Source organism: Dyadobacter sp. HNCC25DJ187 (assembly GCF_056895255.1).
On record NZ_JBXHAT010000001.1, the window covers coordinates 396,811 to 423,434 of the forward strand.

Here is a 26,624-nt window from a genome sequence, read left to right on the forward strand (position 1 = left end):
ATTTCATGCAATCCCAATTCACCGGTCTGAATTTGTCAGAGGATCCAAACGTATTTGTTTGGGCAGGACATTCTATCGCATCCATGTCAACTTCGGATATTCTCGCTCGGAGTGCCTATGCACCTGAAACAGATCAAAGAGGTTTTCTTGATTTACAACCGGACATGATCAGAGTAGATGATGTGATTTTTCTGATCGCCGCAGGGTATTCTGATGTAATTCAGGTGAGAATAACACAGCAGGATACTGATATCAGGATCAGTTGTTCCTGCAATGAAGCAGGAAATAAGTTATGCAAACATCAATCACGTGCACTGTATAATGTAGTAGAGAGAAGAGATCTACAGGTATTTTTCGACAAAGAGAAAAGAAAAGATAGAATAAGGAAGGTTGCCGAGGATTATGGTTTGGAAGCTGCCGAGGATTTGGATCAGTACTTTGAAGTTCATTATGAAGACCGCAAATTGGAAATCCGGTCCAGGGAAAAGGAACTGATAGCGATCAATGCATTTTCTCTTGATGTACTCACAAGCCAGTTAATCGCACCTGTCAAGGAAATCGGCAACGCACCGGCTCTGCAAAGAATACTGGTAATTGGTCAACACAAGTATTACAGTCATTTTCAATTATCTATTTTTGATGCGCAACTCACCAAAGATGGTAGGGTCAAAAATCCGTTAGTGCCCGTCAATCCGCTGGACCTGCTTTGGCAGGCGCAAACTCCCGCGCAACTAAAATACTTGTCGGCCGTGGCACGCTTCCAGAACGCGCACAGGGAACCAGCCCAACACACCGATATTGAGGGTTTGCGTGCAATCGTTGATAACCCGGATGAAATCGAATGCTACATGCACAATATCGCATCATCGGAGAATATCAGTGCAACATCCATAACAGCAGTGAAAATGGTCAGGTCGATTGTGGACCTGCATATACACGTAGATCGAAGAGGTGTTTTCTACGAGATATCCGGTAAGCTTGTTTTGAACGATAGAGCTCTGGATCTTGAGAAGGTTGTTCTTAAATATGACTACTTCCTGTATCTGGAAGGGGGGCTCCATTTGATTGAAAACGCTGATGCACTGAAAGTAATCAGTTTTTTTAAGCAGTATCATCAGAAAATTGTAGTTCATCAATCGAAGTTTGATGAGTTCAGGAAGCAAATTTTGTCCAGACTGGAAAACAAAATCCGGCTTACCTATTCTTTTCTTAAACCGGCGACTCCTGCGCAACGTGAGGAGAATGGGTTCAATACGCTTCCCAAACGCTTACTTTATCTGGAAGACTTCGGAGACAATGTGATGATTACACCGGTGATGAAATATGGCCATGTTGAAGTTTCGGTATTTTCAAAAAAACAAGTATATGCTGTTGATTCACACGGCAATCCGTTTGAAGTCAGACGCGATGATGACGAAGAATTACGATTTATCTCAGCACTGCTTCAACAGCACAGAGATTTTGAAGAGCAACTGGGGAAAGAATTTTTCTGGTTACATAAAAAGGATCTTCTTAATGAAAATTGGTTTCTGGATGCGTTCGAGGAATGGAATAACCAGGGAATTGAAATTTTGGGCTTTGGGAATCTTACTCAGAAACGTTTGAATATGAATAAAGCCAAGGTGAGCGTTCATGTGAATAGCGGAATCAACTGGTTCGACACCACAGCAGATGTCCGTTTTGGAAAACAGAAGGTCTCACTTAAACATCTTCACAAAGCAGTGAAGAACAGGACGCGTTACGTCACGCTTGATGACGGCACAACAGGTATTTTACCACAAATATGGCTGGAAAGATTTACTTCCTATTTTGATGCCGGACAGGTTTCAGGAGAGCATATCAGAACAGAAAAAATCAGGTTTGCCGCTATTGAGGAGATGTATGAAGCCGAGGCACTCAGCGGAGAAGTGAAAGCTCAGATTGATTTCTTTCATGATAAGTTCAGTGATTTTAGCGGAATTGAATCAGTTAAATCGCCTGAAGAGCTGAATGCTACGCTAAGGCACTATCAGCAGGAAGGGCTAAACTGGCTGAACTTCCTCGACGACTTCGGTTTCGGAGGTTGCCTGGCTGATGATATGGGATTAGGAAAAACGGTTCAGATCATCGCCTTTATACTCACCCAAAGAAAAAAGCAAATAACTAATACGAACCTTATTGTTGTACCAACCTCTCTGATTTTCAACTGGCAGGCAGAGATTATGAAATTTGCGCCTTCCATTCGTGTGCTGACAGTCTACGGAGCGGGTCGTATTCGTGAAAGTGAGGATTTTGATCATTATGAAGTGGTGCTGACATCTTACGGAACCATGCTGATGGATATTGATTATCTGAGAAAGTATCGGTTCAATTACATTTTCCTTGACGAATCGCAATCCATTAAAAATCCTGATTCCCAAAGGTATAAGGCGGCACTGCTTTTACAGGCACGGAACCGGATCGTGCTCACGGGGACACCTGTTGAAAATAATACGTTTGATTTGTATGGTCAACTCTCATTTGCTTGCCCTGGATTATTGGGCACAAAAAATCAATTCCGTAACTATTTTTCAGTGCCGATTGACAGGTTTCAGGATGTTGAGAAAGCGCGCGAACTGCAAAAACGTGTCAATCCATTTATCCTCAGAAGAACCAAGAAACAGGTTGCAAGCGAGCTTCCGGAAAAGACAGAAATGATTCTGTACTGTGAGATGGGAGAGGAGCAACGCAAATTGTACAACGCCTACGAAAGGGAATTTTACAACTACCTGAACACAACGCAGGAAATAGATATCCCAAGAGAGAGTTTGCACGTACTGCAAGGACTTACCAAGCTGCGACAAATCTGCAACTCACCTGCACTGTTGAACGACGATCTGTATTATGGTAATGCATCCGCCAAAATTGATGTACTTATAGAACAGATTCAGGCTAAATCTCCTTATCACAAAGTACTGGTATTTTCACAGTTTGTGACTATGCTGGATCTGATCAGGAATGAGCTCAATACCAGCAATATCCGTTATGAATATTTAACTGGACAGACCACCGATCGACAGGAACGGGTTGAACGATTTCAGTCTGACGACCAGATACGGGTGTTTTTGATCAGCTTAAAAGCAGGAGGGACAGGGCTGAACCTGACAGAAGCAGACTATGTGTATCTGGTTGATCCCTGGTGGAATCCGGCGGTCGAAAACCAGGCGATTGACAGAAGTTACAGGATCGGCCAGAAAAAAAATGTGATCGCAGTAAGACTTATATGCCCTGACACGATCGAAGAAAAAATTCTCACACTGCAGGAAACAAAGAAAGACCTGGCAGATGATCTTGTCAAAACGGATGCTTCCATTCTAAAGAATCTAGGCAGACAGGATTTGCTTTCGTTGTTGAGTCACTAGCAGAGCCTGTACCATTTACAGGTGAAGCCAGCTTCTGATACATTCTTCCAGCACTTCTTTCAGGACGGGCTTCGACAAGTAATCATTCATGCCGGATTCAATACACCTTTCTCTTTCACCCATAACGATGCCGGCTGTTACCGCAATGATAGGTACATGAGTGCCACTCTTCATTTTTCTGATTTTTGCACTGGCTTCGTACCCATTCATTTCCGGCATTTGGATATCCATCAGAATCATGTCAGGTTTGTTTTTCTTAAATGCATTGACAGCCTCTATACCATTTTTCGCTTCGATAATTTTATAATCAGGGTTAATCTTTGTTAACATGGTTTTGATCAGTAACATGTTAATCATATGATCTTCCGCAACCAATATTGTAACTGACTGTTTCCGTAAAGGCACGGAAGAAATAACCTGCCCTATATCCAACTGGTTTTCTTTAAAGTGTTTGTCATCCTTTGCGTCTGCGATTTCACCTAGCACGTTAAACAGCTGTTGAATTTTAACAGGCTTTAAAAGACGATACTTTTGGCTTGTAAGCTCTTTTATACTGATGAGCTCGTTGACCTCTGAAGGGCGATTCAAAAGAATAAGAGGTGCGATATTTTGAATTTTTTTAACAAAGGCTCTGCTGTTTTCATCCTCAGATATGACAGCTATGTCAGGCGAAAAATCCATCAAAACGGCATCATAATGTGTACCTTGTTCCACTTGCGCGAGAGCCTTGGCTAAATCATCAGAGTAATCTGATTCTATATCTTTGTGAGATAGCATATCTGATAAAATCTGTCCGTTCCGCTTATTTTTGTCAAGTATTAAAACCCGATTTATGCTCCCACCATAGCTCCAGCCAAGATGAGCGTCAGCATTGGACGGTTCCAGATTTACATCAAAGAAAAACTCACTGCCTTTGCCCGGTTCGCTTACCAGTTGAAGGGAACTCTTCATCAGTCCAAGTAAATTATTGGATATACTAATACCTAATCCCGTTCCTCCGAATCGCTTAGTAGTAGAGGAATCTTCCTGAGCAAACGCTTCAAAAATTCTTTTTTGATTATGTAATTCAATACCAATGCCCGTGTCTCTGACAGAAAAACGGAATTTCCAGTTTTTCGGCTCATCAGAAGCAAGGACAGTTACCCGTAGTTCTATTTCACCATGAATTGTAAACTTCACAGCGTTACTCATCAAATTGAGCAATATTTGTTTGAGCCGTATTTTATCAGTGTAAACAAAATGAGGGACATCAGCCGATATGTCAAGAAGGATTTCAATGTCCTTCTGATGCGCTGGAAATGTGATCAGATCTGTAACCTGCCCGCATAAATCGAGTAAGTCGGTTTTTTCATGAAGTAATTCGAGCTTGCCAGCTTCAATCTTCGAAAAATCGAGAATGTCGTTGATAATGTCTAACAGCGAACTGGCAGACTGCTGCACCATAGCAATATACTGTTGTTGGGATGAATCAAGATGGGTCTTGATCAACAAGTCTGAAAAACCAATAATGCCGTTTAGTGGCGTACGAATCTCATGGCTCATGTTAGCCAGAAATTCAGATTTTGACTTACTGGCCGCTTCTGCGTTTTCACGCGCTGTGCTCAGTTGCAGCTCAAGCAATTTATGCTCTGTAATATCCTGTGAGCTACCATAGACCCTCACACATTTTCCATTCACGAAAACAGGGGCACCGATTGTACGTGTCCAGACCGAGTTATTATTCTTCGTAATAATCTCCAATTCAATATCGTAACTGGTTCCATGCTCTATACAGTCTCTGAATGCTGTCCTTAAGCGTTCCGTTTGTTCTCCGGGACGATAAAAAGACATGGCAGACTCCAGAGTTGGGGTAAAATCCAGGTCTACTTCGTGGAGCTGTTTGAGCGTGGGAGTCCAGAATACTTCCCCGGTTTCCAGATTATACTGCCATCCACCCATTTTTGCAACACGATTGGTCTGCTCCAGCATTTCACGGGTTCTTTGTAGTTCCTCGTCCGATTTCCTTCTGACAGATATATCGCGGCAAACAGCAATCAGGTTAGTTCGTAATCCGCTTTCATCATATACCGGAGTAAGCGTCACATCTGCCCAAAATGTATCTCCCAGCAACGTGGATAAAATGATTTCATCCGTGATAATTTCTGCTTTTTCAAAAATCGTTTTAAGATGGTCGGATATCGCGGGATTGTTTTTAGGATTTGAGAAGAGTGTCACGAGATTTTTTCCCTTCAGCTCCGCATCGTTTATTCCCATTTTTTGTTTAAACGCATCATTCGCCCAGGTGATGAGTCCGGCCCCGTCGGCTATTACAATTAAATCCCTGGTGCTGGAAGCGACAAGTGCTAGTTCACGCATCTGTTCACGTGACTCCTTAATTTGAGTGATGTCGTGGCTGGTGAGAATTATCTTATTGGTTTGCAGATCTATTTTAGCAGTTGTAAGACTCCACGACCACTTGCCATTGCTATGCATTATCCGGTGTTCTACACCAGGAAGCGCATCACCGGTCAACACTACATGCCGCAATGTTTGCAAGCATAGATCCAGATCTTCCGGATGAATGTAGTTGGCAAAGGATTGCCCGATGCTATGTTTTAAATCATGACCATAAAATTCTGTCCAGTTAGGTGTGATGTAGGAAAAGGTACCATCACTGTTAATGATAAACAAGACATCACGTGCATTGTTTACTACAGATAGTAATTCTTTCGCGGAAAGCAGTAATTCCGGCTCTTCAGCATGTAATGAGTAATTGAGCCCGCTGATACCCCATATAGGAAATTCGGTTTCTCCGGCATCCAGTTGAGCTGCTGTTCCTGTGAAAGACAAATACTTCCCTTCTCTAAGATTGAACTTAAAGCTGTTTTCAAAAAAGCGATTCTCTCTATCCAAAAAGCGGACAGCCTCATCTTGTATCCTTTTAAGTGACTGCAGAATGGTGGGGACAATATCAGAATGATCGAGCCCAAATGCCTTAAGCTTCTTTAGGAAACATGGATCGGACTGGTATACTTCAGATTGGTTACTATCCGGATAGATCAGCCCCTCAGTTGCATAGGTTCTGATAAAGTCAATAAAGATTTCGTCCCCGGTTATTTTTTGAAATAACTTTTCCGTAGGATAGTTCATCTATAGAAGTGTAGGAAATGGCAAAACGATATAATCTAGCTATTGGTCGACAAGATACATAGTAATTTAATTACTGCATCTAGTCCCATTAGGAATATTAATTTACAACTAGTTCCATAAAATGTATGGAGTCTGCAGAATAATCGAATGTCCATCAATTAGAAAGGTGACTGAATCACACATCGAATTCAATCACCTCACTCAAGCCGAGACATCAGTATAATACCACAAGCTATTTCTTTTTGAATACTTCGCCAGGCATGATCAGGGAGTTCCAATCCGCAAGATCACTTGGTTTAACATTGGTTTTGTAGCCATCAAAATTAAATTTGGTTGGATTGTATGGTCCCACAAATTCTATATTATTATCTTCTTGAATATCCTTTTCCATCCCTAGTGCCCAAAATGTACTGTTGATCAGCATCCGTCTGAAATCATTGTTTAACAGATCTTCAGAAGCGCCGTGCGTGGTGGCGAATGCTCTTCCTGTTTTGCCATCCTGTATCTGATAGTCGCGAATCCATGCTACGGGTAGCAGTTCTTTGGTTTTGTCGGGCTGGGAGTTCGGGGTCATGCCATTCAGCACCTGACCGCGCGCAAGTACTACACCTTTGGGATAAGTAGTATATGCACCGGATTTGACTGCCATATCTTTCACACCTCTCATAATAGGATGTCCTAACTGGTTTTCCTCAATTAAAAGTTTGGATGATTGTTTGTGATTGGCACCATAATGTGATACCCAGGTTTCACCTAATACCCTTTCTCCAAAGCCGTCCGTCCATGCCTTATCATTGCCGTTGTAATCCCAGCTGTAATGTCCGTATTCAGGATTGGATTTATTGCTGAAAGCATGCGTAGAAGTCCGCAAGCCCACAACCGGTTTACCACCTTTTAAATAGGCATCTACGTGAGACATTTCATCATCAGGAAGGTTGAGAAACCTGGCAAAAATGACAAACAGGTCCGCCTCTTTCAATACTTCAAGTCCTTTTATATCCGAGCTTCCCGGCAGAATATTTCCGGACTTATCCAGCCCGAATATAACCGTACATGTAAAACCGTGATGTTTGGCAAGAATGCGTGCTAGTGCAGGTAAAGACTCTTCGCTACGATATTCATGGTCAGAAGCCAGGAATACAATGTGTTTTCCTACGCCCGGACCTTTTTCTCCTTTATAAACTATTTTATAACGGTCCGCATCAGCCGTAATTTCATGTTCAATATTATCTTTCTCAGGATGGTTACGAGTTTTGGCCGATGCAAAAAAGCAGATTGAATTCCCGAAAAGCAAAATAGCTAAAAAGATATGTTTCATAGATATACTGTAGATTTATATAGCAGATGTATAAGCAATTCAGATCAGTTTCATTAGTTCTTTTTCAGCTTCAAGCACCTTGTTGAGCTCACCGGTAAGTTGCTTGTATGCTGTAATTACTTGTTTGGCCTGGTCTGTAAGCTGGGCACCACCGCCTAGTTGTCCTCCTTTTTGAGTCACAACGTATGGCTGGCTGCCCAAGGTGTTCATCGCATCCACCATGGCCCAGGCTTTTTTGTATGACATACCCATTAATTTTGCAGCCTTTACAATGGAGCCGGTTTGATCTATACCTTCAAGCAATTCGAGCCTTCCGGGACCAAAAAACTTTTGCCCGTCAACAAAAACCCAATGGCGCATTAGCAGGCTGATATCTTTTTTCATTACTTACTATGGTAATTTGTGAATATCGAAACTGGAATTTTTAAATTATAAAAGCAAAAAAAGCGGCACAATACTCAGATCGTGCCGCCTTTACTTACCACGCTTACAAAATTATTTCTTCTGTTCGTACAGGAATGTGATCAGAGATGCAAGTTCCTCATAGGATAGAGAATTAGCCAATCCCGATGGCATCATTGAATCTTCCAGTTCCTGGCGAGATACTATGTCTTTGGTTTTAATCGTATAAACCTGACCGGTGATATCCCTCAAAACAAGACGGTCGGCTGATTCGCTGGTTATAAAACCCATATAGCTTTTATCTCCTTTTGCATTAATCAGTACCGAAGCAAAACCTTGTGAGATAGATGCGTTGGGTTTCAGGATAGACTCTGCAATTTGTTCTCGGTTCATGATAGAGCCGATCTGACCCATAAATGGCCCCTTCATTGTCTCACCTTTACTGATGCTATGGCATGCAACACATCCTTGCTGCGTAAACAGCTCCTTACCTAAAGCCGCATTTCCCGGGATTTTAGCCATTGCAAGCATCACATCTTCAATAGATGATTCGCCGACCTGACCCTTCTTATTACGTATTTTTTCCAAATCGACTTTAACCTCTTCTTTTACTGCTATGACTTCATCTCCACCAAATTCAGTAATATCCATACGGTATTTAGCATTCAGGTCAGCAAGGAATTGTTTGCCTGATGCATTCACTTTATTGAATTCTTGTGTCAGAAGGTCTTTGATTGCAGCAGATGACTCCCATGTGATGGCCTTGTAGTAGGGTCCGTGGGTATCAGGACGAGTACTCCACCACCAAGATCCATCATAATCCGCTTCTTTTTTATAGAGACGCGCCAATGTATTCAGGATTTCTGTTTTAAGTGTAGCATCTGAAGCTTTATCGTAAGCAGCTATCAATCCTTTAACCGCGTTGTCGCTGTGCATGTAGCGTAGTGCCCAAAGTGCAATAGTAGAATTTTCCGTTCCAATCGCAGCTACACAGGCATCCACCGCATTGAGGCTTACCAACGAACGCACTGCAATGTGTGGTAAAATAATAGCTTGGTTTGGTGTTGCGTGCGGGCCTTCCACACCCTTTGCAGGGGCTACGAAAGATGCTGGCACTTTTGTATTCAACAAAGCCTGAGCAGCTTCAACACGTCCCAGTCTGCCTAATCCGATCTCGGCAATCAGACGAACTCTCGGAGAAGGATCGTTGAGGGCTTTCAGATATAAGTCTGTCGGAACATTTTTAGTAAACGCTTTTCTATCAGTGATCACACGGAGAGCAAGTTCACGAACGGCATCATCATCTGCTAATTTGATCAGATTACCGATGCCTGATTCTCCGGCCATCTGCGCGTAGGTGAATATACCTGCAGCACGTGTGTACATAGGAAGCTTTTTATCAATTGCGAGTTTCCATACGGCAGCCGTAGTGGATTTTGCGGGACGGTTTAATAGCTCTTGCTGTGCAGCCAGACGTGCTACGCCACTTCCTGATTTAAGGATGGCGATCAGTTGCTTAACAGACGACTTTTTCACATCTGCAAACGCTTTGTATTTCCACTGATGAGGAACTGCCCTTACAACGAAGCCTTTTGCATCACTTCCGGAATACCCTGCACCATCCCACGCAGAAAGATATGCCCGGCCTGATGCGTCTACATCGATATCAGTAATCTGAGATAGTTTAATGAAATCTTCTTCCTGCTGCTTAAAGCTAGGGCCATCCGGTGTAACGCGGTGAATGTAAAGCTGGTTTCTTCCCCAGTCGGCCATCATCGGTACATTGTTGTACTTTGCCGGCCATGTATCATCATCCATAAACAACGCACCAGTACCAGAACCGCCACCAAGATCTACCAATGCAGGAATTATCTCCTCCGTGAAATGCTGGAATAAAACAGGATATCCGTATTCTCCAGATTGAATCTGGTTGCTGAAACGTATGTTCCAACCACCACCATCATTGGTATTTCCTCTTGTGAAAATGTTCATGAAAGGGTCAATAGCCACATCGTAAATGTTACGCATACCATGGGTATAGATTTCCATTTCGGTACCATCTGGTCTCACGCGGACAATACCACCACCAAGCATGGTGAGTTTGGTACCTTCGCGATCAACTGCCCCGTGGAAACCGAAATCACCCACTGCAATATAAATCCAGCCGTCGATACCCATACGAATACCATTGGTAGCATGGTCAGTTCCACGGGTCTGAATGAACTTAGGAGAGCTGATGTTTTGAATTAACGGCTTGGAAGGACCGTCCGCTATGCCGTCTCCGTCTTTGTCTTCAAAAACAACAAGATCCATTCCTGTAGCAATACCTGTTTCTTTAGAAAAGGTGGTATGCAAAACAAAAACCTGATCTCTGTTGGCAATGATTCCTCTTGGATTATCAACCACAGCGAAAACCGTATTTTTATCAACCTGGCCATCATTGTCACTATCAACCAGTCTGACAATACGACCTTTCCCGGCTTCTTTGCCTAGTGAACCGATCATATCTATTCCCACATACACCTCTCCTGAGGCAGCTACAGCCAGACAAGATGGGCTGGGTGTAAGTGCAGATCCTGCAAAGTGGGTGAGTTTCAATTCAGCCGGATAACTCGCTGCATTCGGCAAAGAATCAGCCCGGCTACTCGTAGCATACTTGTCCCTGCTTACAACCTTATTATTTTGCAAAGGATTGAACCAAAACAAAAACAATAAAGCGGAAAACAGGCTTAATGTAATTTTTAACATAGATTAGAATTATTAAAAGACTGAGAAGGCATAAAATCAAATGCAAACGATTGCAACTTAATTATATCTGCCCAAATGCGATGTAAGACCGCAAAAATAGCACCTAAATACGAAAAATAAGTGTCGCAGGGACATCTTAGATATGTCGAAGGATATATTACTTGACAAAACATACTATTAATTGGAAATGTTCTATAATGTAACTCACAGTATACTGTAGGTAAGATTGAAATAACAGTAAAAGTAAAATTCAGATATGTAAACAGCTTTGTCAGGGATAGCTGTATTATTATTAGTCAATAAAGTATCTTTGGATAATCCAATAGTCATAAATCCGCTTATTACACAAGCAAACCTAGATCAAGATGCAAAAAGTACAGGATAACCGCCGGGAATTTATCAGAAACTCGGTGAGCACAGCCGCAGGATTACTCATGTTACCCATGATAATCAAAGAAGCTAAGGCTTCTGATTATACGATGCAGACAGATGCACCTTCGATCACGCCTGTAGCAGCCGGACGTATTAAATTTTCGGTAATTGGGATTAATCACAATCATATATATGGACAGGTAGAGGCGGTAGTCAGAGGCGGTGGAGAGCTGGTTTCCTTTTATGCCCGGGAACAAGATCTTGCCAGCGCATTTGCCAAACGCTATCCCCAGGCCAAACAAGCGGCCACTGAAAAAGAAATACTGGACGATCAATCCATACAGCTTGTATTAAGTTCGATTATTCCTGACGAGCGAGCTCCTCTGGGAATCCGGGTTATGAAAAGTGGAAAGGACTATATGTCTGATAAGCCAGGTATTACTACCCTTGAACAACTCGCCCAGGTGAGGAAAGTACAGAAAGAAACCAAGCGTATATATAGTATCATGTACAGCGAACGATTAGAGAACAGGTCTACTGTGAAGGCAGGAGAGCTTGTAAAAGCAGGCGCAATCGGCAAGGTGATTCAGACTATTGGCCTGGGGCCACACCGAATCTCTGCTAGTTCAAGACCTGAATGGTTTTTTGATAAGAAGAGATTTGGCGGGATCATATGTGATATTGCTTCACATCAATTTGATCAGTTCCTATTTTTCACCGGCTCAACCAAGGCAGAGATCGTAGCATCGCAGGTTGGCAATGTTAACCATCCTCAATATCCTCAATTTGAAGATTTTGGAGATACCATGTTGAGAGGTGATGGCGGGACCGGTTATATCAGGGTGGACTGGTTTACTCCTGACGGACTTAAAAGCTGGGGCGATGGACGACTTACTATTCTGGGAACAGAAGGATTTATTGAGTTGCGCAAAAACGTCGATATTGCCGGTCGCGATGGTGGGAACCACTTATTCCTGGTGAATGGCAAAGAAACACAGTACATTGATTGCAGCAAAACAGAACTGCCTTATGGTCGGCAACTGGTAGACGATGTAATCAACAGAACTGAAACGGCGATGTCGCAAGAGCATTGTTTCCTGGCAACTGAGTTAGCACTGAAAGCGCAGAAAAATGCTCAGAATTTAAAGAACATTAAATAGCGATATCTTTTATAGATCACCCAGGCCCCGGATGTTAACATCGGGGGCTTTTTTGTTGGCATGATTTTCTAACCCCACCGTCAAACCAAATAACTAATAGTAAGGAAACTCAGGTATACCAGCAAAAAGCAAAAAAGCTTGTCGCTGAAATGAAAGAGATTATTGAAGTAAAGGGAATCGACCTGCAATCTGCATTGGAAGATGCGGCGTTACCGGATTTAAATGCTGAACAAATATTATCCGGTGAAAAATTACCTACTCTCGATGAATTTTTAGCCCTGTGCGAAATCTCTGGCATTACTATCAATATGCCTTCCGTAGAAACACCCCAAAATCCGATGTGATTGTAGCTCACTCCACTTCAAAGTTGAAATCACCATTCATAATCAGCCGGGCATTAACAGGTTCTGGATTGCCCGGCATTTGCAAACCTTTGATTTTGACAGTTTTTCCCTTACTCAGCAAGTCATAAACATGTTTGTCTGTCAGATTTTTACCTAAAAACTCAAAAGGAATTTTGAAACCGCATTCCTGAAAATTGGAACATCCATAGGCAGTACGGCCCTTTTTGAGCAAATGCTGTTTACATTTTGGACATTTCAGACTTTCAATACTTACTTCCTCTTTTGGCTTGGAAACACGTTTTGGTTTTTCCGCCGGCTCTTCGACTATTTCTTTCGCAATGGCAATCGATTTCCCGGTATTCATTTTGACTTCCCGTGTTAACTCTACAACCATTTGTATTAATTCCTGTTTGAAAGTATCCATTTGGTATTCGCCTTTCTCAATCAGTCTTAACTTCCTTTCCCATACGCCTGTTAATTCGGCGCTTTTGAGCAAATCATTACTAATGGTGTCGATAAGATCCATTCCGGTTTGTGTGGCAGAGATGTTTTTCTTCTTTTTCTCTATATACTTCCGTTTGAAAAGCGTTTCAATAATATTAGCCCGTGTAGATGGCCTGCCGATGCCATTGTCCTTTAGTAACTCCCTTACTTCTTCATCTTCCACTTGTTTTCCGGCAGTTTCCATCGCACGTAATAGTGTTGCCTCCGTATAAGACTTAGGAGGAGATGTTTTTCCCTGATGTACCCAAGGCTCATGGGGACCGGTTTCACCAACTTCAAAATTAGGCATTACCTTTTCTTCATCAACTCCATCCCTTTTCTCAGGCTTGTCGTTAGCGTATAAAATACGCCAGCCCGGATCAAGAATCTGTTTTCCAGTTGCTTTAAACTCGACTTTACCGACCATACCAAGAACTGTCGTGGTGGATATACGGCATTCAGGGTAAAATACGGCCAGAAATCTTCTGACGATCATATCGTAAATACGTTTTTCATCCTGACTTACATGAACGGGTAATACGCCGGTAGGTATAATTGCATGGTGATCTGTCACCTTTTTGTCATCAAAAACAGCTTTTGACTTAGGTATCGGTTTGCTCAAAAGGACCGCCGTGTATTCATTATAATAGGTAAGGTCTTTCAGAATACCCTCTATTTTGGGATGAAGATCTTCCGACAAGTACGTCGTATCAACCCTGGGGTATGTGACAAACTTCTTTTCGTACAGGTTTTGTATATGCTTGAGCGTTTCTTCCGCAGAGTAGCCATATTTTTTATTGGCTTCAACCTGAAGTGAGGTAAGGTCGAAGAGTTTTGGATTACCTTCTTTGCCTTCCTTTTTTTCAAATGAGGTTACTTCAAAAGGATGTTCCAATAGATATGCTAATCCTTTGTTGGCCTTTTCCTGAAGCCTTATTCTTTCTATTGTAGCCGTAAATTCCGTCTCCCTGTATAAAGTTTTAAGCTCGAAATATTCTTCTACAACAAAAGCATTAATTTCTTTTTGGCGCTGTACGATCAAAGCAAGGGTAGGAGTTTGTACGCGCCCGATCGACAAAATCACCTTTCCCTGCCCAAACTTTTTAGTAAAAAGGCGGGTCGCGTTCATTCCCAGCAGCCAGTCACCGATCGCTCTGGCACTTCCGGCAGCATAAAGGTTATCATACTGATCGCTTTCACGCAATTTATCAAAACCTTCTCTGATGGCCTGCTCTGTCAGTGATGAAATCCAGAGTCTTTTTACAGGGACCTTGCATTTCGCTTTTAAGAGTACCCAACGTTGTATCAATTCACCCTCCTGGCCGGCATCTCCACAGTTGATGACCTGTTCTGAATGGCTAACCAGGTTTTCGATCACATTAAACTGTTTGAGTACGCCAGCATTGTCAATCAGTTTAATTCCAAAGCTGGGTGGAATCATCGGAAGATCCTCAAGGCGCCAAGACTTCCATCTGTCCGTATAGTCATGTGGTTCTTTGAGTGTACAAAAATGGCCGAAGGTCCAGGTAACCTGATATCCGTTCCCTTCATAGTAGCCATCTCTTCTTTGGCTCGCCCCCAATACGGCTGCAATATCTTTGGCTACACTGGGCTTCTCAGCTATACAAACTTTCATGTGCGCTATACATGGACGAGGTCAGGCCGCGATCCTTTAAAATTGAAGAACAAAGTTTAGCAATTTTATTGATTTTGTATCCTTCAGAAGGAAAGCATCGGGTCACTCCAAAGAAAAAAACAGACTGGCTCCTGGCTGAATAACAGCCGAATGAGCACAGTTTTTAAAAAAAATTTAATTTTTTTTTATGCTTGGAATGCTTTCAACATGAGATTAGGGTGAAAATGAAGCATTGGTAAAATCCACTCCAAATAATATTTGGTTTTAGAGTTGCCGAGGAACATTTAAAGTAGGAAGTTAAATAAGTAGAAATACAACCAAAATCTCATCTTTCCAGACTCAAAATAAGATTTGACCAAGATTCTGAAAAAGTGCGGTACATAAAAACAAAAATCTTGTAATAGTTATATATTAAAACCCATTCTAATAATCTATAACCGATATTTTTACAGAATAAAATTTTGATCGGAGTAGCTTGAATTGCTTTATATCAAAACATTGTGGTATATTTGTATCACAATTCGAATGAAAGACAACGAAATACACAACAACAATTAGAACGATGAAAAATACAAAAAATATATTCGCGGCTGCCCTGATGGCAATGACAGTAGTAACGTTTGCTAACGCTAACACTATTGATGAGAAAATTAAGAATGTTGCTGCGGTGAACACACTGCCAGCAAACGTACAGGCTATTGAGACACCTGCTCCTCAGATTGTAAAAAATATCGGTGAAGCTAACAAGTACAATGCAAATCAGAAAGCAGCTATTATAGAGCTTAACTTCAAAAGCAACTCTGCTAAGTAAGAAATTAAACCCCTGATTAGGTGGGGTTTTGGATTGAGAATGAGATTGGTTAAAGAGAGCGGATGTTTATCTGCTCTCTTTTTTTGTAGTCAGCTTTATGGAGGCCAGATTTCTGGTCTTCAGCCGTTCGTAAGTGCTCATAAGAATATCGTAGTCATCCCTGACCCAATTGCCGGTTGCTTCTCCTTTGTAGGAGGTGGTAAGAAAAAAGTCTTCCAGAATAGCGTGAGCCAATAATGCATCTTCTTTGGAATGGAAGCTAACGGTCCATTCGTCAGGAATATGTTCTTTGGACACTACACCGATTCCGCTTCTGTATATTTTAATGATACCCTTAGAAAATTCCCACGAAATAATGGATTGTCTCCGGGTATCTGCTGCTTTTAATAAGTAGGCGCTATGCAGCAGATAGCCGCGCAACCGCTCCAGAATCTGCTTTTTATCTTCCGCAGTAGCAGGTTTATCCCGCCATGTGTTGTTAGCATAATAAAATGGATCTTCCTTATATATCTCCAGTTTTTTTCCAAAAGCACCCAATTCTATTGAGCTGCTATCAGGCCTAATCAGTGTCAACATCTTAATTCCATTTCTGTCGAGACCAGCCCGAATATGATAGGTGAGCTCCTTTTTCTTTTTCGTAATGATCAAACTATTTTCGGCTTTGATATATTTCCAGGTGCCAGTTGAAAATACTCCGGCACTGTTTACTTCGGAGAAACTACTATCCGGAAAAAAGGAAAACAATGTGGCGGTACCCAATGCCTCATGCTTTAAGGAGTCATTCACAGTATCGTTGAGCCGCCATGTACCTTCAGGAGTAAAGTCAGGTTTTTGATAGACCGTTTCCTGTTCATTTTCCGGAGCGGGGATAGGTCGTTTGATAATGCCGCATCTGTCTAGCAGCGCGATAATTAATACGAAAATGATTTTGATATATGTCATAAGCCTGGAGGATAGAGATTAAAATCCGAATAAAAAAAAGAATAAAATCTGTAAGATTCAATGGATGATTGATAACATAATCGTGAATAGAATCTGTAAATGCGAAATAATGGAGAAATGGGTGTGATATAAGAATGCCAATCGCTAAATTGAAATTTCGTCACTGGTCACGCTTAACCTGTCTGTTACATACCTGAAACTCCCACTATATGAAATTCCTCTTATTTACTGCCTCCCTTACATTAAGCATTTCAGTATTTCTACTGCTTCCCGATAGGGTGCAGCAGCCTGATGATAACGAACCAGAAATGGCTATCACCATGTGCGGCCCGGCGGTGGGCGGAAAAATATTACCGGCTTTTAATGGGAAGTTTATCGGAGTACTACCAGGGTGGGGATCGTATCAGTATCCTGTTTCAACAAAAATTGACAGTGCTCAATATTATTTCAATCAGGGACTCAGCATGTATTACAGTTACCATATGAAGGAAGCTACAGCATCTTTCAAAGAAGCTGCACGAATGGATCCTTCGCTGGCGATGGCTTACTGGGGAGAAGCCCTGACCATGGGGCCCTATTACAATGCCGCTCATACATATAGCAAACCTGAATCCATTGGAAGCGTATTGGCCAGGATGAACCAATATAGTGCTAGAGCATCTCAAAAGGAAAAGTACCTGATTGAAGCGATGAATACGCGTTATAATCCGACCCTTGGAGGTGGAGACCAGAAAACATCGGAAGATGCATACGCGAAGAAATTAAAAGAACTTATTACGCTTTACCCGGAAGACCAGGATATCCGCGTCCTGTATGTAGATGCCATTATGCTGATGCATGCCTGGGATTTTTGGGATCAATCGGGAAATGCCAAAGCCTGGACACCGGAAGCCATTTCGATCTGTGAACAGATTCTGAAAGAAAACCCTGAACACCCGGCTGCGCTGCACTATCACATACATCTTACTGAGGCATCGGATCATCCTCAGGTAGCACTACCCAATGCAGATGCGCTTGCAAGATTATTACCTGGTGTTCCGCACATGGTTCACATGGCCAGTCACGAGTATCAGCGCAATGGCATTTATCAAAAGGGTGTAATGGTAAATGACCAGGCAGATGATAATTTGATGACTTATAAATCTCTGGCCGAAAACCTGAATCTCAACAGGCATTCCTCACATTATTTTGCCGTACAAACCTATTGCGCATTGAGTGGTGGTATGTATTCAACTGCAATGAAAAGTGCTTACAAGACGCGAAGGAGTGTTGCACCGTCTGCAGAGCATACTTATGATCAATACCTGTTCATGCTCCCGGTGCTGACAAATGTAAGACTTGGAAAGTGGGACGAAATACTTGCAGATACGACAGTTATCAAAACAGACTGGGTGTATGCCAGGTTACTTCAAAATTTTGCAACAGGTATGGCATATATAAACAAGAGCAATCTCAAATCAGCCCGGATCCAGTTACAGCAATTAAGAGGCGCTATGGGTGATGTAAGTCTGAGCAAAAGACGTATTCCGTTTAATGCTCCATCCGATATTGTGGTGATACCTGAGCAAATTCTATCCGCTGCGATTTTGTTTGCGGATAAAAAAAATGACGCCGGTGTGGCAGCATTGGAAAAAGCGATTGATGCTGAAGACAAACTGATCTACACCGAACCTAACGATTGGCCGGTTCCTGCAAGACAATACCTGGGGGCATATCTTCTTAAGCTTGGGAAATTCAAACAAGCTGAAGCAGTATACCGGCGCGACCTGATTAAAAATCCGGGTAACGGGTGGTCAAACATGGGACTTCACCAAAGTTTAGAGGCACAAAAACAGCAGACTGATATCTACAAGAAGGAATATTTACGCGCATTCTCTGAAGCGGAATCAATTCCCTCTGGTTCTGTTGTTATGAATTGGTAAGTAAGATTTTGTGATTTTCAACAAACCGTGTTTGGCTATGAATAAAAGTTTCAATGCATTGTATGTGACAAACACAGATCAGGGTTTCAAATCAGAAATTAAAACTCTGTCTATAAATAATCTACCTGAAAATGAGGTTCTGATCAGGGTTCAATATTCGTCGTTGAATTATAAGGATGCCTTGTCCGCATCCGGGAATAAAGGTGTAACACGGAAATTCCCCCATGTTCCGGGCATTGATGCTGCAGGAATCGTCGAGAGCTCAACAAATATATCCTTCAAAAACGGAGACAAGGTGCTGGTCACAGGCTACGACCTTGGCATGAATACCTGGGGTGGTTTTGGTGAATACATCAGCGTGCCTGCGTCATGGATAGTACCTTTGCCCGAAAACCTAACGCTTTTAGAAGCTATGAGTTTTGGCACTGCCGGATTTACCGCCGCTCTTTCTGTAGAGAAGATTGTGAATGCGGGTATTCTGCCCGGGTCCGGAACGGTTGTGGTGAGTGGAGCTACCGGAGGTGTGGGGAGCACGGCCATTGCAATATTAAGTACAATCGGTTATCAGGTTGCGGCGGTTTCAGGCAAAACGTCAAATTCCTTTCTTACAGATGTGACTGGTGCTACCCGAATCATTGACAGGAACCATTTTGTAAATCAATACGATACCAAACCGCTGTCAGGAGCGGATTTTTCCGCTGGTATAGACAATGTCGGAGGTGCGATCCTGTCCGGGATATTAAAGTCAGTAAAGCCTGGTGGCGTAGTGACGAGCTGTGGCAATGTGGCATCGGCTTCATTAAATACTTCTGTTTTTCCATTCATTCTGAGAGGGATAACTCTCCATGGTATAGACTCGGCGGAGGCTGCAATGTCTATAAGGTTAAAGGTTTGGAAGCAATTGGCCAACAACTGGAAACCTCAGCAACTCAGCGATCTTGTTAAAGTTATTCATCCTGAAGATTTGCAGGATAAATTGCAGGAGTTGCTGGACGGCAAAGCACAGGGGAGATATGTATTGAAACACAGGGATTAATTTAATTAAACAACTTTAACGAAACTGTTGCGTGGTGGATAAACCAGACATGCAGCAGTTTTTTTTGTTTATAATCAGTAGTTTACCAAAATGAGGTGTGGTTACTCAAAGATTATTTTAAATAATTTATGTTAAAATAAACCCTAAACATTTGTTCGTACGAAATATTTCCTACCTTTGAATCGATATCAGAATACATACGTATGGAACCTACAAAATCAGAACTGGAAATATTACAGGTGCTTTGGCAAAACGGGCCGTCGACTGTCCGTTTTGTAAATGACAAATTGAATGAAGAGAAACGGGCAGTGCAATATTCTTCGACCCTGAAGCTCATGCAGATCATGGCCGAAAAGGGCATTGTCACAAGAGACGAAAGCAATATGAAGCATGTGTATAGCCCGGCTGAAGCAGAGCAAAATACCAAAACAAAATTATTAGAACGCTTTGTAGACTCGATGTACAACGGGTCGGCAAGCAGCCTGGTCATGCAACTTTTCGGGAATAAAAAAACCAGTAAGAAAGAGCTGGATGAGATAAAGGAATTTCTTAACAAGCTGGATTGATTAAAGTATCTTAAGATCTATTAGCCATGATTATGAAGCATATCAATCTATCGACTTGGAATTCTGATTTCGTTCAGGCTTTCAGCTGGACGCTTATCCATTCATTATGGCAGGGAATTATTCTGGCCATTCTGGCGGGAATCTTACTTCTAACGTCTCGAAATGTGAGGCCGGCAATCCGGTACAACATTCTTTCCGGTTTAATGCTCTGCTTTGTTCTGGCGAACTGTATCACGTGTTTTGTGGAGTATGGTGGCACCGAAGATATCCATGCCGATACCCGGCTTTCTGGTGAAATACTATCCGGCATGCAATTAAATAAGGAATATTTGCAAAGTGCGTCTACCGGTTTCTTTAAACAATCCTTACAGATGGCTTCTGAAAATGCCTGTGCAATTGTGGCAATTTGGCTTTTCATATTTGTATTTAAAAGCTTAAAAACGGTTGCCGGTCTTGCGAGAATTTACCGTCTTCGCACCTCCCATTCAGCATCGGTAAACGAGCATTGGCAAAAAAGAGTCGGGGAGTTGTCGGCTTTGTTGAAATTCAAAAGTGAAGTACTTATCAAGCAATCGCAACAGATCATCAGTCCTATTGTAACCGGTATAATCAGACCGATGATTATTGTGCCTGCTGGATTTTTTCTTCAATTGCCACAAGCAGAGATCGAAGCGATCCTACTGCATGAACTTGCGCACGCCAGAAGACGGGATTTTTTGGTCAACCTGATTCAAAATTTTGCAGAAAGTGTTTATTTCTTCAACCCTGGTTTATTATGGGTTTCTTACCTGATCCGTCAGGAAAGAGAGCATTGCTGTGATGACCTTGCTATATCAGCGGTTCCGGATAAAAAAGTATTTGTCAATGCACTTGTAGTTTTTCAGGAATACAGATTAAACGAGTCCGCACAGTTGATGGCATTCGCAGGAAAGCGTAATCACTTGCTGATCAGAATCAAACGTATTATAAACAACTATAATAAACCTTTAGATGCCATGGAAAAATTATTTGTAACTGCCAGCCTTCTGGCTGGAGCTGCACTTCTTGCAGCTTTCCAAAAACAAGAAATTCCTACACCTCCTCTTGCACCAAAAGTCGATGTGGTCGCTCCATTACCTCCACCGATTCCGCCTTCGGCTCCAGCTATGCCAGCATTGGTCATAGATACCGTTCCTGCGCCATCAAAGCATAACCATGTAAAATGCGACGGTGATGTGTCAACGTATCATATTACCAGAAACAAAAAAAGGTATGAGATAACGGAAGTCGATGAAAAGATTACACATCTCAAAATAAATGGAAAAACCATCGCAGAGAATGAGATTGCAGGGTATCAGGCAGAGCTGGAGCCGGTTATGGCTGATATTAAACAGCAAACGGAAGAGGCTGGAGCACTGAGATTACAGGCAGAGGCATTAAAGCTGGAAGCCGGGCACCTTAAAGAGCAAGCCGGAGAGCTCAAAAAGCAAGCTGAACTCATGAGAGTGAGCGCAGGAAACGCAAAAGAACTGGCCTATTTGGACACAGACAAACTCCGGCAACTTGCGCGCGAATCGCAAATACTGGCTGCCCAAGCCAAAGAGCTAAGTAAAGTTGATACTGAAGAATTACGCCTTAAAAGCGAAGAGCTGAGAAAACAAAGTCTTGTCTTGAAAAAGGAAGCCGAAGGGCTAAAAATCAATGCTGAAGCTGAACGTGACAAAGTACGGGAATTCAGACTGGAGTCTGAAAAACAACGGAAAGAATTGATTTCTGACCTAAAAAGCGATGGCATCATTACCGACAATACCAATTTAAGTTATCGCCTGACTGATTCCAGTTTGGAAGTTAACGGCGTGAAGCAATCTTCCTCACTTCACTCCAAATACAAGTCTCGCTATCTCTCTGGAGATGGATCTGAACTGGTTTATAATTGGAAGGACGGATCGGGTAATACCTTCACTGGTTCAGTGATAAGAAGGTAAGTCAGAAGATATATGTATTCGGGTAGCCCTGGCGTTCGTGCGTCGGGGCTATTGTCATATATAGCATGATAGTTTTGTAACCGTTTTATAGTTCCGGGCAATTATTTTGTTACTTCGTATAGTAGAAACGTATGCTTCGTGACTATATAATGCATACTTCAAAAAAATTACAATAATGTTTCGCATTCTTTTCTTCCTGGCTTTTTTGTTTCCGGGAATCTCATTTGCACAGGTTAGCTTAGCCCGCATATTTTCAGATCACGTAGTTCTGCAAAGAGAAAAGCCTATTCCTGTGTGGGGTTGGGCCAAACCGGGAGAAAAAGTGACGATTACTTTGGCCGGTCAAACTCAGATCAGTAAAGCAGGAAGTGATGGAAAATGGATAGTGAAATTTAAACCATTGAAGGCAGGTGGCCCACACACCCTTTTGGTTCAAGCGAAATCAGGAAAAGCGAAAGTTGAAGATGTATTAATTGGAGAGGTATGGTTATGTTCCGGACAATCAAACATAGAGTGGCCGGTATCAAAAGCCAACGATTACGAAAAAGAACGCAAAAACGCTGATTTCCCGCAAATACGACATTTCAAGGTTGAACATGTTGTAACCTTAGCCCCTCAGAAAGACCTCAAATCAGGAGAGTGGGAGCTGGCTTCTTCTGAAACAGTTGGTGACTTCACCGCTGTCGGATTTTTCTTTGCGCGTGAATTGTACCAAAAACTTAACGTTCCCATAGGGATATTACATTCTTCCTGGGGAGGCTCACAGATTGAAGGCTGGATTGGGAAAGAGGCAATGGCCGGCAGCGACTCGTTCAGGGATTATGCAGAAAACCTCCCCCATACATGGGAGCAGGCAGACCTCATGATGGACAAAAAGTTACGTGCGCAGCTCTTTAAAAATACAGATTTCAAGCCTTCCGAGTCAGACGAAACTAAATACACCAGCGGTACCGCCGATTTTGGTAAATGGCAGTCTGCTGGCGAGGCTGTCGGGCAGTGGGACTGGAAAGGACTTATGGGATTTCGTGGAGACGGATTTATGGCCAAAACAGTGGTTATACCTGATGAAATGTCTGCAAAGCCTACGACGCTGTCATTGGCAGAAAATGACAATCGTCTGGATGTGTATATCAATGGCAAATTAGTAAGCTCTGATGAGATCAAAGGATCCCGTAAAATACAACTTCCTGCAAACACCTGGAAATCAGGCGAAAATCAACTGGTGCTTAAAGTAGGTAAAGTGCTTAGCCCATCCTGGTTTGGTCCCGGATTGATGGGTAGTGGTTCAGATATGTATGTCGAGGCAGGTCAGCAGAAGATAAATCTGGCAAATGACTGGAAACTAATGCCTTCATTTGCGGGCAAGTATGAATATGCACATTTGATGAATAATGTCGGAACTACCATTTACAATGCCATGATTGCTCCTTTGGTGCCATACGCGATCAGAGGAGCACTCTGGTATCAAGGTGAGAGTAATGCCGGCAGAGCGTATCAGTACAGAGAGGCATTTCCACTTCTGATTGACAGCTGGCGAAAGGTGTGGGGTGACAAGTTTTCTTTCTATTGGGTGCAGCTATCTAGTTTTGGCAGAGATGTAAGCAGTAATGAAGGAAGTAACTGGGCAGAACTTCGTGAAGCCCAAAATATGACATTGGCGCTGCCTGGCACCGGAATGGCCGTCACCACTGATATCGGAAATCCAAAAGACATTCATCCCACCAATAAACAGGATGTTGCCAGGCGGCTGGCAGCAAAGGCATTGAGTCAGGATTATGGATTAGCCGATATGCCTGAATCCCCATCTTTTGATAAAATGGAAGTCATCGGCAATAAGGCTGTCATTTCTTTGAAGACCAACACCGGTGACTTAAACGTCAGGAATCGTTATGGATATATCACTGGCTTTGAAATAGCGGGTGAGGACAGGATCTTTCATTATGCACAGGCAGCCATCAAGGACGGCAAAATTGAAGTCTTCAACAGTAAAGTCATCAAACCAATAGCGGTGAGATACAACTGGAGTGATGCAACTGAAGATGGGCAGATTTTCAATGCAGCGGGCTTTCCTCTTGCTCCATTCCGTACGGACTCATGGAAAGGACTTACAGAAAAAAACAAGTTTAACTAGTTAATGAAGCTAAGATTTATCTTTATTGTCGCGGCAGCAGGCCTATTTTTGGTAGCTGCAAGAAAGCTGACCATGATGGCAGGAAATTCGGTTCTCACCAACTGGACGGAATATCTGGGAGGTCCTGACCGCAATCATTACTCGGCTTTAACTCAAATTAATCCTGACAACGTAGCAAAGCTACAACCTGTATGGAGTTACAGCGCACCTGATTCCGGACAAATGCAGATGAATCCTATCATCGTTAACGGAATATTGTATGGTGTAACGGCCGGTGTCCGGGCATTTGCGTTGAATGCCTCAACCGGAGAGGAAATCTGGACTTTTGGGATTGATTCAACAGTGGGATCCAATACGAGCAGGGGAGTGGCTTATTGGGAGAAAGGGAATGATAAACGTATTCTTCATTCGATAGGCTCTTACCTGTATGCCTTGAATGCAGAGGATGGCAAACCGATCCAAAGTTTCGGAGATAGCGGACGCATTGATCTTCATGACGGACTGCCCGAAATTGCTCGGGACAAATACCTTGTTTCGAATACGCCCGGAACCATTTTCAACGATTTGATTATCATGCCTGTTCGCCTTTCTGAAGATACGGATGCTGCACCGGGTGATATCAGAGCCTTTAACGTAAGAACAGGGAAAGTGGCCTGGACCTTTCATACCATTCCATACCCAGGTGAATTCGGATACGAGACTTTCCCGGAAGACGCTTACAAAAATACTTATACAGGTGGAGGGAATAATTGGGCAGGTATGGCCATTGATCGTAAGCGGGGAATCATATATGTACCTACCGGCTCCGCAGGCTATGATTTTTTTGGTGGTTTAAGAAAAGGCAAAAACCTTTTTAGCAATTGTCTGTTAGCCCTTGATGCACGTACGGGGAAACGCATCTGGCACTTTCAGACTATGCATCATGACCTTTGGGACAGAGACTTACCTGCTCCACCCAACCTGATCACCGTTACACATAAGGGCCGCAGGGTGGATGCCGTTGCACAAGTGAGTAAACAAGGATATGTCTTTATTTTTGATCGAACTCTCGGAACGCCCCTCTTTCCTATCGAGGAAGTGAGTGTTTCCCAAAGCGATTTACCCGGAGAACATTCATGGCCTACGCAACCCGTTCCTCTAAGACCCTTACCCTTCGCCCGGGAATCCCATTTGCTGACAGAGCAAGATATCAGCACCCATGCACCTGATCGCGATTCACTGATTGCACGATTCAGAACTTATCGTAAAGAGCGTTTTGCTCCACCATCCCGGGAAGGAACGATCATTCTTCCAGGCTTTGACGGAGGCGCAGAATGGGGGGGAGCCGCAGCAGATCCCACCAAAGGAATTCTGTATGTCAACAGTTCCGAAATGCCATGGGTCCTCACCATGAAAGAAATGCCGAAAGCGAGCGACCTGTCTTCAATGAGTGACGGAGAAAAAGTATATAGCACATATTGTTCAACCTGCCACGGACAAAATAGGGCCGGAAATATCAAAAGTGGCTATCCGTCGCTGATGAATATACATACCAGGCGCGACAAAGCCTATGTATCTGCCATCATTACCTCCGGAAAAGGAATGATGCCCGGATTCACTACCTTGAATTCAGTCGAGAAACAGGCCCTGATTTCTTTTCTTTTTGGTGATGAGAAAAAGGAGGCGGCGGCGGTTGCTATCTCTTCTAAAAAGATAAAAGTGCCTTATCAAAGTACAGGTTATAACAAGTTTTTGGATGCTAACGGACATCCGGCAATTGGGCCACCTTGGGGAACTCTTAACGCCATTGATATGAATACGGGTGATTACCTTTGGAAAATTCCTTTGGGAGAAGAACAATCCCTGAAAGCAAAAGGAATTCATCATACAGGTATAGAAAATTACGGTGGCCCGGTAGTGACTGCCAGTGGGTTGCTGTTTATCGCTGCTACGAAAGACGGAAAATTCAGGGCTTTTGATAAAAACACCGGGAAACTTCTCTGGGAAACAACGCTACCGGCTGCAGGTTTCGCGACTCCTTCGACATATGAGTGCAACGGAAAACAATTTATCGTAATCGCGTGTGGAGGAACAAAGTTAGGGACCGCAAAAGGGAACCAGATTGTCGCTTTCGCACTACCATAAACAAACAGGTTGTATATTAAAGTATATGCACTATCGTAAATATGTGCCAGTTTAGTACACGGACGGGAAAAGGCCACTTTTTTTGTCGGTCAGGTCTGAACAATTGGCACAATTTTATCGTATATACAGTTATCATCTTTCATATTCGCGGGCATT

At 42.8% G+C, this 26,624-nt stretch carries 16 protein-coding genes; 10 read left to right on the plus strand and 6 right to left on the minus strand.

Going from position 1 to position 26,624, the window contains the following annotated elements; genetic code table 11:
* The first annotated feature begins 5 nt into the window (after window positions 1-5).
* Window positions 6-3,380, plus strand: a complete 3,375-nt coding sequence (locus AC1XUE_RS01540) for a DEAD/DEAH box helicase (RefSeq protein WP_483354169.1) — start codon at window positions 6-8, stop codon at window positions 3,378-3,380.
* Between the two features lie 15 nt (window positions 3,381-3,395).
* On the opposite strand, the gene AC1XUE_RS01545 is transcribed toward AC1XUE_RS01540, so the two are convergent.
* The 4 genes from AC1XUE_RS01545 to AC1XUE_RS01560 form a co-directional block, all read right to left on the minus strand.
* Entirely contained in the window at window positions 3,396-6,509 is a 3,114-nt protein-coding gene (locus AC1XUE_RS01545) for a PAS domain-containing hybrid sensor histidine kinase/response regulator (RefSeq protein ID WP_483354170.1), read from the minus strand.
* A 232-nt stretch (window positions 6,510-6,741) separates the two neighbouring features.
* Window positions 6,742-7,827: a ThuA domain-containing protein gene (locus AC1XUE_RS01550; RefSeq protein WP_483354171.1), complete on the minus strand. Its 1,086-nt coding sequence runs from the start codon at window positions 7,825-7,827 to the stop codon at window positions 6,742-6,744.
* A gap of 39 nt (window positions 7,828-7,866) precedes the next feature.
* Window positions 7,867-8,211, minus strand: a complete 345-nt coding sequence (locus AC1XUE_RS01555; protein WP_483354172.1) for a winged helix-turn-helix domain-containing protein — start codon at window positions 8,209-8,211, stop codon at window positions 7,867-7,869.
* 111 nt (window positions 8,212-8,322) lie between these two features.
* Window positions 8,323-10,977 carry a DUF7133 domain-containing protein gene (locus AC1XUE_RS01560; RefSeq protein WP_483354173.1) on the minus strand — a complete coding sequence of 885 codons (2,655 nt, stop codon included), beginning with the start codon at window positions 10,975-10,977 and terminating at the stop codon, window positions 8,323-8,325.
* Window positions 10,978-11,342: 365 nt separating this feature from the next.
* Between AC1XUE_RS01560 and AC1XUE_RS01565 the strand changes: the two genes are divergently transcribed.
* Together AC1XUE_RS01565 and AC1XUE_RS01570 are read left to right on the plus strand one after the other, a co-directional pair.
* A complete protein-coding gene (locus tag AC1XUE_RS01565) occupies window positions 11,343-12,509 on the plus strand; it encodes a Gfo/Idh/MocA family protein (RefSeq protein ID WP_483354174.1) in 1,167 nt (388 codons plus the stop codon).
* 149 nt (window positions 12,510-12,658) lie between these two features.
* A complete protein-coding gene (locus tag AC1XUE_RS01570; RefSeq protein WP_483354175.1) occupies window positions 12,659-12,853 on the plus strand; it encodes a transcriptional regulator in 195 nt (64 codons plus the stop codon).
* 7 nt (window positions 12,854-12,860) lie between these two features.
* Here the strand turns inward: AC1XUE_RS01570 and AC1XUE_RS01575 are convergent, their stop codons facing one another.
* The gene (locus tag AC1XUE_RS01575) at window positions 12,861-14,972 is read right to left on the minus strand and encodes a type IA DNA topoisomerase (protein ID WP_483354176.1); all 2,112 of its coding nucleotides are present in this window, start codon (window positions 14,970-14,972) and stop codon (window positions 12,861-12,863) included.
* 562 nt (window positions 14,973-15,534) lie between these two features.
* On the opposite strand from AC1XUE_RS01575, the gene AC1XUE_RS01580 reads away from it, so the two are divergent.
* Window positions 15,535-15,783 (plus strand): hypothetical protein, encoded by a 249-nt coding sequence (locus tag AC1XUE_RS01580; RefSeq protein WP_483354177.1) that lies wholly within the window; start codon window positions 15,535-15,537, stop codon window positions 15,781-15,783.
* Window positions 15,784-15,849: 66 nt separating this feature from the next.
* Here the strand turns inward: AC1XUE_RS01580 and AC1XUE_RS01585 are convergent, their stop codons facing one another.
* Window positions 15,850-16,725 carry a hypothetical protein gene (locus AC1XUE_RS01585; protein ID WP_483354178.1) on the minus strand — a complete coding sequence of 292 codons (876 nt, stop codon included), beginning with the start codon at window positions 16,723-16,725 and terminating at the stop codon, window positions 15,850-15,852.
* A gap of 209 nt (window positions 16,726-16,934) precedes the next feature.
* Between AC1XUE_RS01585 and AC1XUE_RS01590 the strand changes: the two genes are divergently transcribed.
* From AC1XUE_RS01590 to AC1XUE_RS01615, 6 genes are all read left to right on the plus strand, one after another.
* Window positions 16,935-18,647 (plus strand): tetratricopeptide repeat protein, encoded by a 1,713-nt coding sequence (locus AC1XUE_RS01590; RefSeq protein WP_483354179.1) that lies wholly within the window; start codon window positions 16,935-16,937, stop codon window positions 18,645-18,647.
* Between the two features lie 37 nt (window positions 18,648-18,684).
* Window positions 18,685-19,683, plus strand: coding sequence for a YhdH/YhfP family quinone oxidoreductase (locus AC1XUE_RS01595; protein ID WP_483354180.1), 999 nt, complete (start codon window positions 18,685-18,687; stop codon window positions 19,681-19,683).
* 203 nt (window positions 19,684-19,886) lie between these two features.
* Complete coding sequence (locus AC1XUE_RS01600) at window positions 19,887-20,249, plus strand: BlaI/MecI/CopY family transcriptional regulator (protein ID WP_483354181.1); 363 nt, start codon at window positions 19,887-19,889, stop codon at window positions 20,247-20,249.
* 32 nt (window positions 20,250-20,281) lie between these two features.
* Window positions 20,282-22,213 carry a M56 family metallopeptidase gene (locus tag AC1XUE_RS01605; RefSeq protein WP_483354182.1) on the plus strand — a complete coding sequence of 644 codons (1,932 nt, stop codon included), beginning with the start codon at window positions 20,282-20,284 and terminating at the stop codon, window positions 22,211-22,213.
* Window positions 22,214-22,388: 175 nt separating this feature from the next.
* Complete coding sequence (locus AC1XUE_RS01610) at window positions 22,389-24,344, plus strand: sialate O-acetylesterase (protein WP_483354183.1); 1,956 nt, start codon at window positions 22,389-22,391, stop codon at window positions 24,342-24,344.
* A gap of 3 nt (window positions 24,345-24,347) precedes the next feature.
* Window positions 24,348-26,468 (plus strand): outer membrane protein assembly factor BamB family protein, encoded by a 2,121-nt coding sequence (locus tag AC1XUE_RS01615; protein ID WP_483354184.1) that lies wholly within the window; start codon window positions 24,348-24,350, stop codon window positions 26,466-26,468.
* Window positions 26,469-26,624 lie beyond the last annotated feature (156 nt).

Coding starts and splice junctions, on each gene's coding strand:
- AC1XUE_RS01605 (WP_483354182.1), top strand. CDS start 20,282: ATGAAGCATATCAATCTATCGACTTGGAATTCTGATTTCGTTCAGGCT.
- AC1XUE_RS01580 (WP_483354177.1), top strand. CDS start 15,535: ATGAAAAATACAAAAAATATATTCGCGGCTGCCCTGATGGCAATGACA.
- AC1XUE_RS01560 (WP_483354173.1), bottom strand. CDS start 10,977: ATGTTAAAAATTACATTAAGCCTGTTTTCCGCTTTATTGTTTTTGTTT.
- AC1XUE_RS01610 (WP_483354183.1), top strand. CDS start 22,389: ATGTTTCGCATTCTTTTCTTCCTGGCTTTTTTGTTTCCGGGAATCTCA.
- AC1XUE_RS01570 (WP_483354175.1), top strand. CDS start 12,659: ATGAAAGAGATTATTGAAGTAAAGGGAATCGACCTGCAATCTGCATTG.
- AC1XUE_RS01585 (WP_483354178.1), bottom strand. CDS start 16,725: ATGACATATATCAAAATCATTTTCGTATTAATTATCGCGCTGCTAGAC.
- AC1XUE_RS01575 (WP_483354176.1), bottom strand. CDS start 14,972: ATGAAAGTTTGTATAGCTGAGAAGCCCAGTGTAGCCAAAGATATTGCA.
- AC1XUE_RS01615 (WP_483354184.1), top strand. CDS start 24,348: ATGAAGCTAAGATTTATCTTTATTGTCGCGGCAGCAGGCCTATTTTTG.
- AC1XUE_RS01540 (WP_483354169.1), top strand. CDS start 6: ATGCAATCCCAATTCACCGGTCTGAATTTGTCAGAGGATCCAAACGTA.
- AC1XUE_RS01595 (WP_483354180.1), top strand. CDS start 18,685: ATGAATAAAAGTTTCAATGCATTGTATGTGACAAACACAGATCAGGGT.
- AC1XUE_RS01555 (WP_483354172.1), bottom strand. CDS start 8,211: ATGAAAAAAGATATCAGCCTGCTAATGCGCCATTGGGTTTTTGTTGAC.
- AC1XUE_RS01545 (WP_483354170.1), bottom strand. CDS start 6,509: ATGAACTATCCTACGGAAAAGTTATTTCAAAAAATAACCGGGGACGAA.
- AC1XUE_RS01590 (WP_483354179.1), top strand. CDS start 16,935: ATGAAATTCCTCTTATTTACTGCCTCCCTTACATTAAGCATTTCAGTA.
- AC1XUE_RS01565 (WP_483354174.1), top strand. CDS start 11,343: ATGCAAAAAGTACAGGATAACCGCCGGGAATTTATCAGAAACTCGGTG.
- AC1XUE_RS01550 (WP_483354171.1), bottom strand. CDS start 7,827: ATGAAACATATCTTTTTAGCTATTTTGCTTTTCGGGAATTCAATCTGC.
- AC1XUE_RS01600 (WP_483354181.1), top strand. CDS start 19,887: ATGGAACCTACAAAATCAGAACTGGAAATATTACAGGTGCTTTGGCAA.